Annotated in this window: 15 protein-coding genes and 1 pseudogene; 5 read left to right on the top strand and 11 right to left on the bottom strand. The window is 59.6% G+C overall.

Annotated features, from left to right (window positions below; genetic code table 11):
* Positions 1-92: 92 nt before the first annotated feature.
* From CER19_RS29260 to CER19_RS26215, 4 genes are all read right to left on the bottom strand, one after another.
* Entirely contained in the window at positions 93-1091 is a 999-nt protein-coding gene (locus tag CER19_RS29260) for a type III secretion effector protein (RefSeq protein WP_256660544.1), read from the bottom strand.
* 275 nt (positions 1092-1366) lie between these two features.
* Positions 1367-1642: an HU family DNA-binding protein gene (locus tag CER19_RS26225; RefSeq protein WP_003195589.1), complete on the bottom strand. Its 276-nt coding sequence runs from the start codon at positions 1640-1642 to the stop codon at positions 1367-1369.
* A 190-nt stretch (positions 1643-1832) separates the two neighbouring features.
* Positions 1833-2981 (bottom strand): NAD(P)/FAD-dependent oxidoreductase, encoded by a 1149-nt coding sequence (locus CER19_RS26220; RefSeq protein WP_116668515.1) that lies wholly within the window; start codon positions 2979-2981, stop codon positions 1833-1835.
* A gap of 36 nt (positions 2982-3017) precedes the next feature.
* A complete protein-coding gene (locus CER19_RS26215) occupies positions 3018-3185 on the bottom strand; it encodes a rubredoxin (RefSeq protein ID WP_014720509.1) in 168 nt (55 codons plus the stop codon).
* Between the two features lie 195 nt (positions 3186-3380).
* Between CER19_RS26215 and CER19_RS26210 the strand changes: the two genes are divergently transcribed.
* Together CER19_RS26210 and ubiA are read left to right on the top strand one after the other, a co-directional pair.
* Positions 3381-3944, top strand: coding sequence for a chorismate lyase (locus CER19_RS26210; protein ID WP_116668514.1), 564 nt, complete (start codon positions 3381-3383; stop codon positions 3942-3944).
* Complete coding sequence (ubiA, locus tag CER19_RS26205) at positions 3944-4834, top strand: 4-hydroxybenzoate octaprenyltransferase (RefSeq protein WP_116668513.1); 891 nt, start codon at positions 3944-3946, stop codon at positions 4832-4834. The genes CER19_RS26210 and ubiA overlap by 1 nt, the downstream gene beginning before the upstream one ends.
* 119 nt (positions 4835-4953) lie before the next feature.
* Here the strand turns inward: ubiA and CER19_RS26200 are convergent, their stop codons facing one another.
* Positions 4954-5331: a hypothetical protein gene (locus CER19_RS26200; RefSeq protein WP_116668512.1), complete on the bottom strand. Its 378-nt coding sequence runs from the start codon at positions 5329-5331 to the stop codon at positions 4954-4956.
* A gap of 152 nt (positions 5332-5483) precedes the next feature.
* Between CER19_RS26200 and phoB the strand changes: the two genes are divergently transcribed.
* The 3 genes from phoB (at position 5484) to CER19_RS26185 (ending at position 9153) form a co-directional block, all read left to right on the top strand.
* The gene (gene phoB, locus CER19_RS26195) at positions 5484-6173 is read left to right on the top strand and encodes a phosphate regulon transcriptional regulator PhoB (RefSeq protein ID WP_003195617.1); all 690 of its coding nucleotides are present in this window, start codon (positions 5484-5486) and stop codon (positions 6171-6173) included.
* A gap of 95 nt (positions 6174-6268) precedes the next feature.
* The gene (gene phoR / locus CER19_RS26190) at positions 6269-7555 is read left to right on the top strand and encodes a phosphate regulon sensor histidine kinase PhoR (protein ID WP_256660548.1); all 1287 of its coding nucleotides are present in this window, start codon (positions 6269-6271) and stop codon (positions 7553-7555) included.
* A 257-nt stretch (positions 7556-7812) separates the two neighbouring features.
* Positions 7813-9153, top strand: a complete 1341-nt coding sequence (locus CER19_RS26185) for a hemolysin family protein (protein WP_003195620.1) — start codon at positions 7813-7815, stop codon at positions 9151-9153.
* Between the two features lie 62 nt (positions 9154-9215).
* Here the strand turns inward: CER19_RS26185 and CER19_RS26180 are convergent, their stop codons facing one another.
* From CER19_RS26180 to pstA, 6 genes and pseudogenes are all read right to left on the bottom strand, one after another.
* The gene (locus CER19_RS26180) at positions 9216-9515 is read right to left on the bottom strand and encodes a helix-turn-helix domain-containing protein (protein ID WP_116668510.1); all 300 of its coding nucleotides are present in this window, start codon (positions 9513-9515) and stop codon (positions 9216-9218) included.
* 4 nt (positions 9516-9519) lie between these two features.
* Positions 9520-9842, bottom strand: a pseudogene (locus tag CER19_RS26175) (type II toxin-antitoxin system RelE/ParE family toxin).
* A 186-nt stretch (positions 9843-10028) separates the two neighbouring features.
* Positions 10029-10928: a response regulator gene (locus tag CER19_RS26170; protein WP_116668509.1), complete on the bottom strand. Its 900-nt coding sequence runs from the start codon at positions 10926-10928 to the stop codon at positions 10029-10031.
* Between the two features lie 168 nt (positions 10929-11096).
* Positions 11097-11858, bottom strand: coding sequence for a phosphate signaling complex protein PhoU (phoU, locus tag CER19_RS26165; protein WP_003195624.1), 762 nt, complete (start codon positions 11856-11858; stop codon positions 11097-11099).
* Between the two features lie 70 nt (positions 11859-11928).
* The gene (gene pstB / locus CER19_RS26160; protein ID WP_003195626.1) at positions 11929-12762 is read right to left on the bottom strand and encodes a phosphate ABC transporter ATP-binding protein PstB; all 834 of its coding nucleotides are present in this window, start codon (positions 12760-12762) and stop codon (positions 11929-11931) included.
* Positions 12763-12926: 164 nt separating this feature from the next.
* Positions 12927-14597 (bottom strand): phosphate ABC transporter permease PstA, encoded by a 1671-nt coding sequence (gene pstA, locus CER19_RS26155; protein ID WP_034129126.1) that lies wholly within the window; start codon positions 14595-14597, stop codon positions 12927-12929.
* Between the last annotated feature and the right edge of the window lie 12 nt (positions 14598-14609).

Raw genomic sequence — 14609 nt, 5'->3', positions numbered from 1 at the left:
TACAGGGTGCAAGAAGAGGACAGATTATTTAAATCAAAGACGATCAAATGAATTGAATAAATCTGTCCCCTGCCCCCCTTACCTTTAAAAACCTAGTCAGCGTCTGCTTCAATCTGTTTAGCCGCAACCAGTTTTTTGATCATCTTATTCATATACGCATAGCGCTTTTCTATATTTTCCATACGCGATGTGTCAGTCGGTGCCTCCGATGACTCAGGCGCCACATACGGTGTGTAGACAAGCCCGTAGCGCTTAGCAATATCTGGCATGTGCCCTTCTATCGCATCCATTCTCTTCTCAAGGTTAGTCAGGCGCCCCTGCGTATCCGTTGGCGCGTTGGGGCTAACTCCTACAGCGGCCGCGCCTGGGCCTTCGTTGATCAAAATGATGGTGTTGGTCAATGTCTCGGTATTTAATTCAGCGCCCGTGAGGCGCGCCTGCATTTTTTGCTCTGGCGTCGCAGCAGGGTCTACGGTGCCCTTAGTGCCGTCTGGCTTATTTACTTCTGCGCCAGGCATTTTAGAATGAGCGTCGATTCTCTCTTGGAGGGCGCCCGACGCCATTTGCTGCCCCACAGTGAAGGGGCTATTGACCAAGTTGTTAGTACCCGCAGTTAAAAAAGCATTACGCACAGTCGTGGCCGCTGAAGGAGAAACCGGCGGAAAGGCATTACTTTGCTGCAAGCTGGCAATGTTATTTCCAGTATTACGTGCCCCCCCAGGACCGTTCGATCCGCCCGCTGGCTTTGGAGTAGGTCCCTTAGGCTTGGCAGGTTTAGGTGCTGAAGGGCCCGGTTTGGGAGTACTCGGTTTTGGCTTGCTGGGCGCGGGAGTCTTAGGTTTTGGAGGCTTGAGTTTGACGCCGACTTGTGGCGGATTAAATCTTCCCGCAGCACGCTTACTTCGATTCACGAGCTCTTCAGGGCTTGCTTGCGGGTATTGAGCGCGCATATTCCCCTGGCTGTCATACAGTTTATCGTTTGAACTACCTGCTGCTGTGTGCGCATTACTCGAAGCCGAGGGAGCATTCGCCTCCACTTTTTTCTCTTGGGGTAAAAGGGGCGATGGAACAAAGGGCTGATCAATTTTCATATATACACCTCTAAAATTAGTTAGAGCCGCTCCCTGCTGTCTCGCGTTATATGTGTCTTCTCGTACAGATGTAGTTCCACAGTGAAGTAAAAAACATAAACCATAAAACAGTGATTCAAATAGTCGCTACTGTATTTATTAATACCTAAGCAAGTGGCAACTACTGTTATTCCACCGGAAACGCTTCTAACGCCCAACAAAAATGGGCACCCGACCCCGTCGGCGTGCCCATCTTCTTTACCGCCCCGCCTCCCTTCGAGACGGTACCGCTTAACTTACGGGTTAACGCTGTCTTTGAGCGACTTGCCCGGCTTGAACGCTACGGTGTTGCTCGCCTTGATTTTCACTGGCTCACCGGTTTGCGGGTTTTTGCCGGTGCGGGCGCCGCGGTGGCGTTGCAGGAAGGTGCCGAAGCCGACCAGGGTGACGCTGTCCTTGCGGTGCAGGGCGCCGGTGATTTCTTCAAGGACGGCGTTGAGGACGCGGTTGGCCTGTTCTTTGGTGAGATCGGCTTTTTCAGCGATGGCGGCTGCGAGATCTGGTTTACGCATATGTGAAGCCTCTTTGACGGTTTTTTGTTGTTATGTCCGTGCTGCTCTCTGGTGGAGCAGCGCCAAGGCGCCGCAGGCTCTACTCTGCGGCAGACGGGAGTGAGGATGGCATGCCCTCGGGCGCCGCGCCAGTCTCGCGGCGGCCTTTCTCGGGGTATGAACGTGATGTTTGCGACAGAACGGGTGGTATTTACGCCAGTAACGGCGGAAGTTCTTTGTTCAGCGCCAGTTTTTCCATGACAGCGCTGCCGGTTAGTGCATAACCCAGCAGGTGGCCGCTGGCATCGCGGCACAGGGCCTTAATGTCGGCACCCTGCCCTTCGACGCTCCACACACCTTCGGTGCCTCGCGGCGCAGGTGATACCACCAGCGGGCAGACCGGGGTTTTCACCGTGATCGGCATAGGCCCATAGCTCACCGCCGTGGCATTGCCGGCCAAGGTTTGCGCCAGGGCACGGGCGCAGCTCATCAATGGCATCACGTACAACAGGTTCAGGCCATCGACCTCGGCGCAGTCGCCCAAGGCGTAGATGTTGGCGTGGGAGGTCTTGAGATGGCGGTCCACCATGATCCCGCGGTTGATTTGCAGGCCGGCCGCTGCGGCCAGGTCTACACGCGGGCGCAGGCCAATGGCGGACACCACCAGGTCACAGTGGATCACCTCACCGTCCGACAGGTGCGCTTCAAGGCCATCAGCCGTGCGTTGCAGGCGATTGAGCACCGGGCCCAGGTGGAAACGCGCGCCGATGCCTTCCAGCCCGGCTTGCACCGCTGCGGCTGCCGCCGGGTGCAGCAGGGTCGGCATGACTTGCTCACAAGGTGCGACCAGATCGATTTCATAGCCGCCCAGGATCAGATCATTGGCAAACTCACAGCCGATCAGGCCAGCGCCAAGCAGCAGCACCCGCCGTTTGCCGGCAGCGGCAGCGCGAAAGCGCGCGTAGTCTTCCAGGTCGTTGATCGGGAAAATCAACTCAGCCGCATCGCCTTCGACCGGTACACGCACGGTTTCTGCGCCCCAGGCCAGGACCAGGTCGCGATAGGTCACCGCTTCCTCGCCGATCCACAGGCGCTTGTGGCCTGGGTCGATGCCGCTGATACGGGTATGGGTGCGCACCTGGGCCTTGAGTTGCTCGGCCATGGCGCCGGGTTCGGCCATGCTCAGGCCATCGGCTTCCTTGTTCTTGCCAAAGCCGGTGGAGAGCATGGGCTTGGAGTAGGAGCGTCCGTCATCGGCAGTGATCAGCAGCAACGGGGTCTCGCTGTCGAGCTTGCGAAACTCCCGGGCGACGTTGTAACCGGCCAATCCTGTGCCGATGATCACGACAGGTGCGTTCATTCCTTTCTCCTTGTAGTACGTTTCTTAAATTCGGGATTACGCGATTTCGATCATTTCGAAGTCCGACTTACCCACGCCGCAGTCCGGGCACAGCCAGTCTTCCGGGACGTCCTGCCACAGAGTGCCTGGTGCAATGCCGTCATCCGGCCAACCGTCCGCTTCGTTGTAAATAAGGCCACAGACGATACATTGCCACTTCTTCATTACGTGCTTCCTCAGGTTCAGGCGTGTTGGCCGGCGGTCGGTGGATCCAGCGTTGCCGCGCGGCTCAGGGCGTTTTGTACTGATCGGGGCCGGCAGATGCAAGCATGTTCGACGCAAACGGCCTGTTTGGCACGGTAAAATATCAGGACGTCATGGTAAGCTCGCCGCCTCTTTTGCTGCCAATACTGACTCACCGTGCCGCACTCAATCGCCCTCCCCGATGCTTGCCAATGGCTGACCCAGAGCCTTCTGAGCCCCTTGCCCACGCCCTTGACCCTTAACTGGCTGTTTGACGAAGGCTCGCTGACGCGACGCCTGACGTGGCTGTCCAACGAGGGTTTCAGCGTGACGCCGCTGTTCGAAGGCTGGCAACCGTTGCGCGACGATGAATGCGCCGCCCTGGACCTGCCGCCGGCCAGTATCGGTTGGGTACGCGAGGTGTATTTGCGCGGGCACGGCCAGCCTTGGGTGTTCGCCCGCAGCGTGGCGGCCCGCAGTGCCTTGCAGGGCGATGGGCTGCACATGGACGAGTTGGGCAGCCGTTCGCTGGGCGAGTTGCTGTTCTGCGACCGCGCCTTTACCCGTCAGGCCATTGAAGTGTGTCACTACCCTCGTGCCTGGCTGCCGACAGCGGACCAGGCCGATAATCTGTGGGCGCGCCGCTCGCGCTTCGACCGCGAGGCGCTGAGCGTGCTGGTGGCGGAAGTCTTCCTGCCGAGTTTCTGGCACGCGCTGCATGATCATCCGGAGAACTGCTGATGTACCAACGTCTGCTCAAGTCCTTGAACCGCCTGAACCCCAGGGTCTGGGATTTCATTCAGTTGACGCGCATGGACAAGCCCATCGGCATCTACCTGCTGCTGTGGCCGACACTGTGGGCGCTGTGGATCGCCGGCAAGGGTTCGCCGTCGCTGACCAATATCGTGATTTTCGTGCTGGGCGTGGTGCTCACCCGGGCCGGCGGCTGCGTGATCAATGACTGGGCCGACCGCAAGGTCGATGGCCATGTGAAACGCACCGAGCAACGCCCGCTGGTGAGCGGCAAGATCAGTTCGAAAGAAGCGCTGGTGTTTTTTGCCGTGCTGATGGGCATCAGTTTCCTGCTGGTGCTGCTGACCAACGCCAGCACCATCCTGCTGTCCCTGGGTGGCCTTGCTCTGGCGGCAAGCTACCCATTCATGAAGCGCTACACCTATTCCCCCCAAGTGGTGCTGGGCGCGGCGTTTTCCTGGGGCATGCCGATGGCGTTTACCGCCGAGACCGGCCATTTGCCTGCCACGGCGTGGCTGCTGTACATCGCCAACCTGTTGTGGACGGTGGGCTACGACACCTATTACGCCATGCCCGACCGCGATGACGACTTGAAGATCGGGGTGAAATCCACCGCCATTCTATTTGGCGATGCCGACCGCGTGATCATCCTCACCCTGCAAGGCCTGGCGCTGGCGTGCCTGTTGCTGGCCGGTGCACGGTTCGAGCTGGGCGGGTGGTTCCACCTGGGGTTGCTGGCGGCAGCTGGCTGTTTTGCCTGGGAGTTCTGGTACACACGGGACAGGGACCGCATGAAGTGCTTCAAGGCGTTCTTGCACAACCACTGGGCGGGGTTGGCGATTTTTGTCGGGATTGTGGTGGATTACGCGGTTCGCTGAAGATTTTGGGTGACTGTTGGGACGCCATCGCGGGCAAGCCCGCTCCCACATTTGACTGTATTCGCACATCAGAATGTGGGAGCGGGCTTGCTCGCGAAAGTCTCACAGCCTCCGCGTGGTCAGGGTTTGATGATGTGCCAGACGCTACCCTTGCCATCACCCGTCTTGTCACCGGTTTTCTTGTCGTCCTTGTAGGTATAGACCGGCTTGCCTTTGTAGGCCCATTGGCTGGTCTGGTCGTCGCGGGTGATCACCGTCCAATCGCCGGTCTTGGTGTCGGTGGATTCTGCTTTCAGCGGTGGCCAGTTGGTCGCGCACTGGTCCTTGCACACTGATTTGCCATCAGCGTCCTTGTCGAAGGTGTAGAGCGTCATGCCCTTGTGATCCACCAATATCCCGTCTTTGGTCATCGCCGGCTCTGCCGCAAACGCCAGGCCTGGCAGCGTCAATACCGCAGATACCAGCAGGGCTTTCCAGGAAACAGTGCTGTAAGTCATCGGAACCTTCCTTTTGTGGTTGTCAGGATTCGGACCCAAAGGGTAGTCCAGAGTGCCGTTAATTGCCCAAGCGACTAAATTACTGTCACACGACTGCAATAATTCCGTTATCTAATGCGGCGCAAGACAGTTAAATGACAAGAGGATTGAGCATGGTTGGCAGGAGCATTCTGATCGTTGACGACGAAGCGCCCATTCGCGAAATGATCGCCGTCGCGTTGGAAATGGCCGGCTATGACTGCCTGGAGGCGGAGAACTCCCAGCAGGCCCACGCCATTATCGTCGACCGCAAGCCGGACCTGATCCTGCTCGACTGGATGCTGCCCGGCACCTCGGGCATCGAGTTGGCCCGCCGTCTCAAGCGTGACGAGCTGACCGGGGATATCCCGATCATCATGCTCACCGCCAAGGGGGAAGAGGACAACAAGATCCAGGGCCTGGAAGTCGGCGCCGATGACTACATCACCAAACCGTTTTCCCCACGGGAACTGGTGGCGCGCCTCAAAGCCGTGCTGCGCCGCGCCGGCCCGACCGATGGCGAAGCGCCTATCGAAGTCGACGGCTTGATCCTGGACCCGATCAGCCACCGCGTGACCATCGACGGCAAGCCTGCGGAGATGGGACCGACCGAATACCGCCTGCTGCAGTTCTTCATGACCCACCAGGAGCGTGCCTACACCCGTGGCCAACTGCTCGACCAGGTGTGGGGCGGCAACGTCTATGTGGAAGAGCGCACGGTGGATGTGCATATCCGCCGTCTGCGCAAAGCCTTGGGCGATGCGTACGAGAATCTGGTACAAACCGTGCGCGGTACCGGCTATCGGTTTTCTACCAAAGGCTGAACCAGCCGTTTCGTGACTTAATCGCCTGACTTAAACAGCTGACAAGGACGCATGTTCAAGTGAACCAAAACTGGCATGGCACCCTGATCCGCCACATGCTCTTGCTGGTCACCGGCTGCCTGTTGGTGGGGCTGGTCAGCGGCTACTACGGCTGGAGCCTGGCCGTGGGCATTGCCTTGTACCTGGGCTGGACCCTCAAGCAGTTGCTGCGCCTGCATGAATGGCTGCGCCAGCACAAACCCGATGAAGCCCCCCCCGATGGCTACGGCCTGTGGGGCGAGGTGTTCGACAGCATCTACCACCTGCAACGCCGCGACCAACGGGTACGCGGGCGCCTGCAAGCGGTGATCGACCGGGTGCAGGAGTCCACCGCCGCGCTCAAGGACGCGGTGATCATGCTAGACAGCGACGGCAACCTGGAGTGGTGGAACCGTGCCGCCGAGACCCTGCTGGGCCTCAAGACGCCCCAGGACAGCGGCCAGCCGGTGACCAACCTGGTGCGTCACCCGCGCTTCAAGGAGTACTTCGAGCAGGACAACTACGAAGAAGCCCTGGAAATCCCCTCGCCCACCAACGACCGCGTGCGCATCCAGCTGTACCTGACCCGCTACGGCAACAACGAGCACTTGATGCTGGTGCGCGATGTGACACGCATCCATCAGCTGGAACAGATGCGCAAAGACTTCGTCGCCAACGTCTCCCACGAGCTGCGCACGCCGTTGACGGTGATCTGCGGCTACCTGGAGACGTTGCTGGACAATGTCGACGAGATCAACCCGCGCTGGAGCCGCGCCCTGCAGCAGATGCAGCAGCAAGGCTCACGCATGCAAACCCTGCTTAACGACCTGCTGTTGCTGGCCAAGCTTGAAGCCACGGACTACCCCTCGGACAACCACCCCGTGGCGGTGCAGAGCCTGTTGCAGACGATCAAGAACGATGCCCTGGCGCTCTCGGGCGAACGCGGGCAGCAGATCACGCTGGAGGCCGACCCAACCGTATTGCTCAAGGGCAGCGAAGGCGAATTGCGCAGCGCCTTCTCCAACCTGGTGTTCAACGCGGTGAAGTACACCCAGGACAAGGGCAATATCCGCATTCGCTGGTGGGCCGACGAGCACGGCGCGCACCTGAGTGTGCAGGATTCGGGTATCGGTATCGACGCCAAGCACCTGCCGCGCCTGACCGAGCGCTTCTACCGTGTCGACTCCAGCCGCAACTCCAACACCGGCGGCACCGGGCTGGGCCTGGCCATCGTCAAGCATGTGCTGCTGCGCCATCGGGCCCGTTTGGAAATCAGCAGCGTGCTGGGACATGGCAGTACCTTTACCTGCCATTTTCCGCCGGCGCAGGTGACCCGTGAGCGAGCGGTCGAGGCCGATAATTAAGTTGAAGTGAGCACGACCTAATGTGGGAGCTGGCTTGCCTGCGATGGCGGCGGGTCAGCCAAATCATCGGTAGCAGGCAGGCCGCCATCGCAGGCAAGCCAGCTCCCACACGGGCTCTGCGACACGACTTTGCAGCCCCGCCCGGCAGCGGGCACTAGGCAAGCGCCCCGTCAGCCGCTACATTGGCCGACTTGTGCCTGCCTTTCAGGCCCACCTGTCACCCCTTATTGAACACACGGAACCTGCAAAACCCCATCATGGACCCTTCCCCTGGCATCACCCTCGCGACACTCTTCGCCGATTTCGGCATGATTCTTTTTGCACTGATCCTGGTACTGCTCAACGGTTTCTTCGTTGCGGCGGAATTTGCCATGGTCAAACTGCGCGCCACCCGCGTCGAGGCCATCGCCCATAAGAACGGCTGGCGCGGGCAGATCCTGCGTACCGTGCACAGCCAGCTCGACGCCTACCTGTCGGCTTGCCAGCTGGGTATCACCCTGGCGTCCCTGGGCCTGGGCTGGGTCGGTGAACCGGCCTTTGCGCATATCCTCGAGCCGATGCTGGGCGCGGTCGGCGTGCAGTCGCCGGAAGTGATCAAGGGCGTGTCGTTCTTTGCCGCCTTCTTCGTGATTTCCTACCTGCACATCGTGGTCGGTGAACTGGCCCCCAAATCCTGGGCGATTCGCAAACCCGAGCTGCTGTCGCTGTGGACGGCCGTGCCGCTGTACCTGTTCTACTGGGCGATGTACCCGGCCATCTACCTGCTCAACGCCAGTGCGAACGCCATTCTGCGCATCGCTGGCCAAGGCGAGCCTGGCCCCCACCATGAGCACCATTACAGCCGCGAAGAACTCAAGCTGATCCTGCACTCCAGCCGAGGCCAGGACCCCAGCGACCAAGGCATGCGCGTACTGGCCTCCGCCGTGGAAATGGGCGAGCTGGAAGTAGTGGACTGGGCCAACTCCCGGGAAGACCTGGTGACCCTGGACTTCAACGCCCCGCTCAAGGAAATCCTCGCGCTGTTCCGTCGCCATAAATTCAGCCGCTACCCAGTGTATGACGCGGTGCGCAACGAGTTTGTCGGCTTGCTGCACATCAAGGATTTGCTGCTGGAACTGGCGGCCCTGGACCATATCCCCGAATCGTTCAACCTGGCCGAATTGACCCGCCCGCTGGAACGCGTCTCGCGGCATATGCCGCTGTCGCAACTGCTGGAGCAGTTCCGCAAAGGCGGCGCGCACTTCGCCCTGGTGGAAGAGGCCGACGGCAAGATCATCGGCTACCTGACCATGGAAGACGTGCTGGAAGTATTGGTGGGCGATATCCAGGACGAACACCGCAAGGCCGAGCGCGGCATCCTCGCCTACCAGCCCGGCAAACTGTTGGTGCGTGGCGACACGCCGTTGTTCAAGGTGGAACGCCTGTTGGGCGTCGACCTGGACCACATCGAAGCCGAAACCCTGGCCGGCCTGATCTACGACACGCTCAAGCGCGTGCCGGAAGAAGAAGAAGTGCTGGAAGTTGAAGGCTTGCGGATCATCATCAAGAAGATGAAAGGGCCGAAGATAGTACTGGCCAAGGTCTTGCTGCTGGACTGACCTTCGATTGCCCAATGCAAAATTGGGCAATATCCCGAGCGTCGTGACGACCTAAATGATCGTCACGCAGGCAGCGCGTTGAAACAGATATCCACATTCATCCGCGCCGCGGCCGACAGATTGACTAGCGCATCAAGAGAACACTTGTCGATCTTGCCGTTGAGTACGTCGTTCAAGCGAGGCTGGCTGATACCCAGCCTTAGTGCCGCATCCTTCTGGGACAGCTCCCAGCTACGAATGGTGTTGCACAACTCCAACAGCAGCTTTGAGCGTAGGCGCATATTGGCGGCTTGCGCTGGCGTGTCCTCCAGAGCATCCCACACAGAGTTGAAACGTTCGGTATGTAACTTTTGATTTGTCATGGGCTTAACCTAACTCCTGCAATCTGGCACGCGCCAATTCGATATCCCGCCCTTCGGTTTTCCGTGTGGTCTTGCGCAACGCGTGCAGCACATAGACAGCTTCCGGCCGATTGACCACGTAGAACACTCGAAACGCTCCCGACTCTTCAGTGATCCGAATCTCATTGACCCCCTTCCGATCGTTTTCATCGGCTTGCAATCGAAGGGCTGCTCACCCTGTTGCAACAGATCCAACTGAAAACCGGCTGCCCTTCGGGCGTCGAGAGGAAAATCCTTGAGATCCTTGAGCGAGCTTCCTAGAAACACCACATCCTTGTGCCTTGGCATTGATTTCTCCTTTCCTGGAAAGAAAAAGCGTAATCGACGACTCAACCAAAGGCGGTGCAGCTTTGTTTCAAGGCATAGCAAAGGCTCGACAACACTGAAGCGTTATCGAGAGCCTATATCGGAACAGATATAAATCAAGCCATCCAGCAGGAATCAGACAACCGGTCGGTTGCTTGATTCAGGCCATCAGGCACCCGGCACAAAATGCTTCTGCGCCGTGCCACGGGCGATCAGGCGGGAAATGTAGTCCAGCTTCTGCGCATCCTGGTCGATAAAGCGGAAGGTCAGCTGCAACCAGTCGCTGTCGGGCTTGGGCTCGTAGGCGACGATGGCGTGCAGGTAGCCGTTGAGCCGTGCGACTTCGGCGTTGTCGCCCTGTTCAAGGTCGAGCACGGCGCTTTCCAGCACCTGAGGCAGGACCTCGCCACGCTTTACCACCAGCAACGCTTCCTTGATGCTCAGGGCCTTGATCACGCATTGCTGGGTGCCGCTTGCGAGGCGCAACTGGCCCTGACCGCGACTGCCAGCCGGCGCCGCTGCTGCGGGGGCCTTGACTGGCGGGGTGTTGAGCAGGCCTTTGCTGGGCGCCGCCACCGACGCTGGCTTGACCGCTTCGGGTTTGCCGCCGGTCAGGGCGCTCAGGGAGTCGTTGCCGAAGGCTGAGTTCATCTTGGTCGGCGCGCTGGCGATCAGTGCATCAAGGCGACCGATCTTGTGCAGGGCCTGCTTGACCTTGTTCAGCAACTGCTCGTTGGTGAACGGCTTGCTGACGTAGCCGGAAACGCCCGCCTGAATCGCCTGCACCACGTTTTCCTTGTCGCCACGGCTGGTCACCATCACGAACGGCATGGCCTTCAGGTGCGCTTGCTCGCGGCACCAGGTCAACAGCTCAATGCCGGACATTTCCGGCATTTCCCAGTCACACAGCACCAGGTCGAAGGTTTCGCGCATGAGGATGGATTGCGCCTTTTTGCCGTTCACCGCATCTTCGATCTTGATTCCGGGGAAGTAATTGCGCAGGCACTTCTTCACCAGGTCGCGAATAAACGAGGCGTCATCCACCACCAACACACTGACTTTACTCATCGACCCTTCATCCTATAAAAACGTCGGCATGCAAAACGCCTGACTGATGGCATTTTGCCAAAACTCGCGGGTCACAGAAGGACTTTATGGCGCCTGCTGTGCAAAAAATTCAGATGCCACAAACGAAAACGCCCGGCCAGAGGCCGGGCGTTAATTTCTCGGGCAACCTTACTTATCGTCAGATTCGCCCGAAACATTAGGGATTAGATCAGCAGTGCCTTCAACTTCGGCCTTCATGCGCTTGAGGCCCATGTGCCGCACGTCGGTGCCGCGCACCAGATAAATCACCAACTCCGAGATATTGCGCGCATGGTCGCCGATACGCTCCAGGGAACGCAGCACCCAGATAATGTTCAAGACCCGCGAGATCGAGCGCGGGTCTTCCATCATGTAGGTGGCCAACTCGCGTAGCGCAGTCTTGTATTCGCGGTCGATAATCTTGTCGTACTGCGCCACCGATAACGCCAGTTCGGCGTCAAAGCGGGCGAAGGCGTCGAGGGCATCGCGCACCATGTTGCGTACCTGATCGCCGATATGACGCACTTCCACGTAGCCACGAGGGGCTTCACCCTCTTCGCACAGCTGGATGGCGCGGCGGGCAATCTTGGTGGCTTCGTCACCGATGCGCTCCAGGTCGATCACCGACTTGGAAATGCTGATGATCAAACGCAGGTCCGAGGCCGCCGGCTGGCGACGGGCAAGAATACGCAGGCACTCTTCGTCGATATTGCGTTCCATCTGATTGATCTGCTCATCAATCTCGCGCACCTGCTGGGCCAGGCCCGAGTCGGCCTCGATCAGCGCGGTGACCGCATCGTTGACTTGCTTCTCCACCAGCCCGCCCATCGCCAGGAGGTGGCTGCGCACTTCCTCAAGCTCGGCATTGAACTGCGCGGAGATGTGGTGGGTAAGGCCTTCTTTGCTAATCATGTTGGCGTCCTTGGAGCGTCCGGTAAGGTGCGGAGAACCGCAGCGTCAGTGCAATCAGAACCACAGCTTCCTAGCCGTAACGACCGGTGATGTAGTCTTCGGTCTGCTTCTTCGCCGGATTGGTGAACAGGGTGTCGGTATCGCCGAACTCCACCAGCTTGCCCATGTACATGAACGCGGTGTAGTCGGAAACCCGTGCCGCCTGTTGCATGTTGTGGGTCACGATGACGATGGTGAACTTGGACTTGAGCTCGTAGATCAGCTCTTCGACTTTCAAGGTGGAGATCGGGTCGAGGGCCGAGCACGGTTCGTCGAGCAGCAACACTTCCGGCTCTACGGCGATGGTACGGGCGATCACCAGGCGCTGCTGCTGGCCGCCGGACAAACCGAGTGCCGATTCGTGCAGGCGGTCCTTGACCTCGTCCCACAATGCCGCGCCCTTGAGCGCCCACTCAACCGCTTCGTCGAGGATGCGTTTCTTGTTAATGCCCTGGATACGTAGGCCGTAGACCACGTTTTCGTAGATGGTCTTGGGGAACGGGTTGGGCTTCTGGAACACCATGCCCACGCGGCGACGCAACTCGGCCACGTCTTCGCCCTTGCGGTAGATATTGGTGCCGTAGAGGTTGATCGCGCCTTCCACACGGCAACCGTCCACCAGGTCATTCATGCGGTTGAAGGTACGCAGCAACGTGGACTTGCCGCAGCCGGACGGGCCGATGAAGGCGGTCACGCGTTGCTTGGGGATGTTCATGCTGACATCGAACAGCGCCTGCTTGTCGCCGTAGTACAGGCTCAGGCCAGGGACTTCGATGGCCACGGTTTCCTGGGCCAGGCTCAGGCTCTGCTTGTCGCGACCCAGGGCAGACATGTTGATGCCGTGGGATTGGGTTTCGTGTTGCATGGGATGCTCCCTGTGCTACCAATTCATTTCGTTGAACCGCCGGGGCGGCTTACTCAAATTCTGTGCCTGTGGGAGCTGGCTTGCCTGCGATGGCATCACTGCGGTCTTACTGATACACCGCGTCGTCTGCATCGCAGGCAAGCCAGCTCCCACATTGGATCGCATTAACTGTCCAACGCCTTGTACTTCTCGCGCAGGTGGTTACGAATCCACACCGCCGACAGGTTGAGCGTGGCAATCACCAGTACCAGCAGCAAGGCGGTGGCGTACACCAACGGCCGTGCGGCTTCGACGTTAGGGCTCTGGAAGCCGACGTCATAAATATGGAAGCCCAGGTGCATGATCTTCTGGTCCAGGTGCAAGTACGGGTAGTTGCCATCCAGCGGCAGCGACGGCGCCAGCTTCACCACACCCACTAGCATCAGCGGTGCCACCTCACCGGCGGCACGCGCCACGGCGAGGATCATGCCGGTCATCATCGCCGGGCTGGCCATCGGCAGTACGATCTTCCACAGCGTTTCCGCCTTGGTCGCGCCGAGTGCCAGGGAGCCTTCACGCACGGTGCGGGGAATGCGCGCCAAGCCCTCTTCGGTGGCCACGATCACCACCGGCACCGCCAGCAGCGCCAGGGTCAGCGAGGCCCAGAGCAGCCCCGGCGTACCGAAGGTCGGCGCCGGCAGGGCTTCAGCGAAGAACAGACGGTCGACCGAGCCCCCCAATACATACACGAAGAAACCCAGGCCGAACACGCCGTAGACGATAGCCGGTACACCGGCCAGGTTGTTCACGGCGATGCGGATGATGCGCGTCAATGTGTTCTGCTTGGCGTATTCACGCAGGTACACCGCGGCCAGTACGCCAAACGGGGTCACGATCATTGCCATGATCAAGGTCATCATCACGGTGCCGAAGATGGCCGGGAAGATCCCGCCTTCGGTGTTGGCTTCCCGTGGGTCATCGCTGAGGAATTCCCAGACCTTGCTGAAGTAGAAACCGATCTTGGTCATCGTGCCCATGGCGTTCGGCTGGTAGGCGTGCACCACTTTGCCGATGCCGATTTCCACTTCCTTGCCGTTGCCGTCACGCGCCGTCAGAGCGTCGCGGTTGAACTGTGCATGCAGGTCGGCCAGGCGCGCTTCGATGTCCTGGTAGCGGGCGTTCAGCTCGGCGCGGTCGGCGTCCATGTCAGCCTGGGCGGCGGCGTCGAGCTTGCCTTCCAATTCCAGCTTGCGACCGTGCAGGCGGATGCGCTCCAGCCCTGCGTTGATCGCGCCAATATCGGTTTTTTCCAGGCTCTTGAGCTGAGCGGCCAGCTTGTTCACGCGGTCCACTCGGGCTTGCAGCTCCGGCCACGCAGCCTCGCCTTCGGCAATCACCTTGCCGTCCTGCTTGACGTTGACCAGGGTGCCGTAGAAGTTGCCCCACTCACGACGCTCGATGGCCATCAGGTTCGCAGGCTTGGTCTGGTCCTTCAGCCACTCACCGACAATCCAGGTGAAGTCGTTGCCGTTCAGGTCGCGGTTGCCAACCTTGATCAGCTCGCGGGTCATGAATTCCGGGCCTTGGTCCGGTACCGGCAGGCCTGCGCTTTTTAGGCGCTCACGCGGCACTTCTTCTTTCTGCACCACTTCGCCGATGACGATGTGGTTGGCCTGGCCTGGCACGTTGTAGTTGGCCTGGATCAGGTCGGCCGGCCAGAAATGGCCCAGGCCCCGCACCGCAATCACCGCCAGCAAACCAATGGTCATGATGACCGCGATGGACACCGCGCCACCGCTGATCCAGACGCCTGGGGCGCCGCTCTTGAACCATCCATTCAGGGAGTTCTGTTTCACAGACTTCTACCT

This window comes from Pseudomonas sp. GL93, assembly GCF_003408955.1.
GTDB classification, from domain to species: domain Bacteria; phylum Pseudomonadota; class Gammaproteobacteria; order Pseudomonadales; family Pseudomonadaceae; genus Aquipseudomonas; species Aquipseudomonas paracarnis.
The sequence above is the reverse complement of the archived record's forward strand: the minus strand, read 5'-3'. Positions and strand labels throughout refer to the sequence as shown.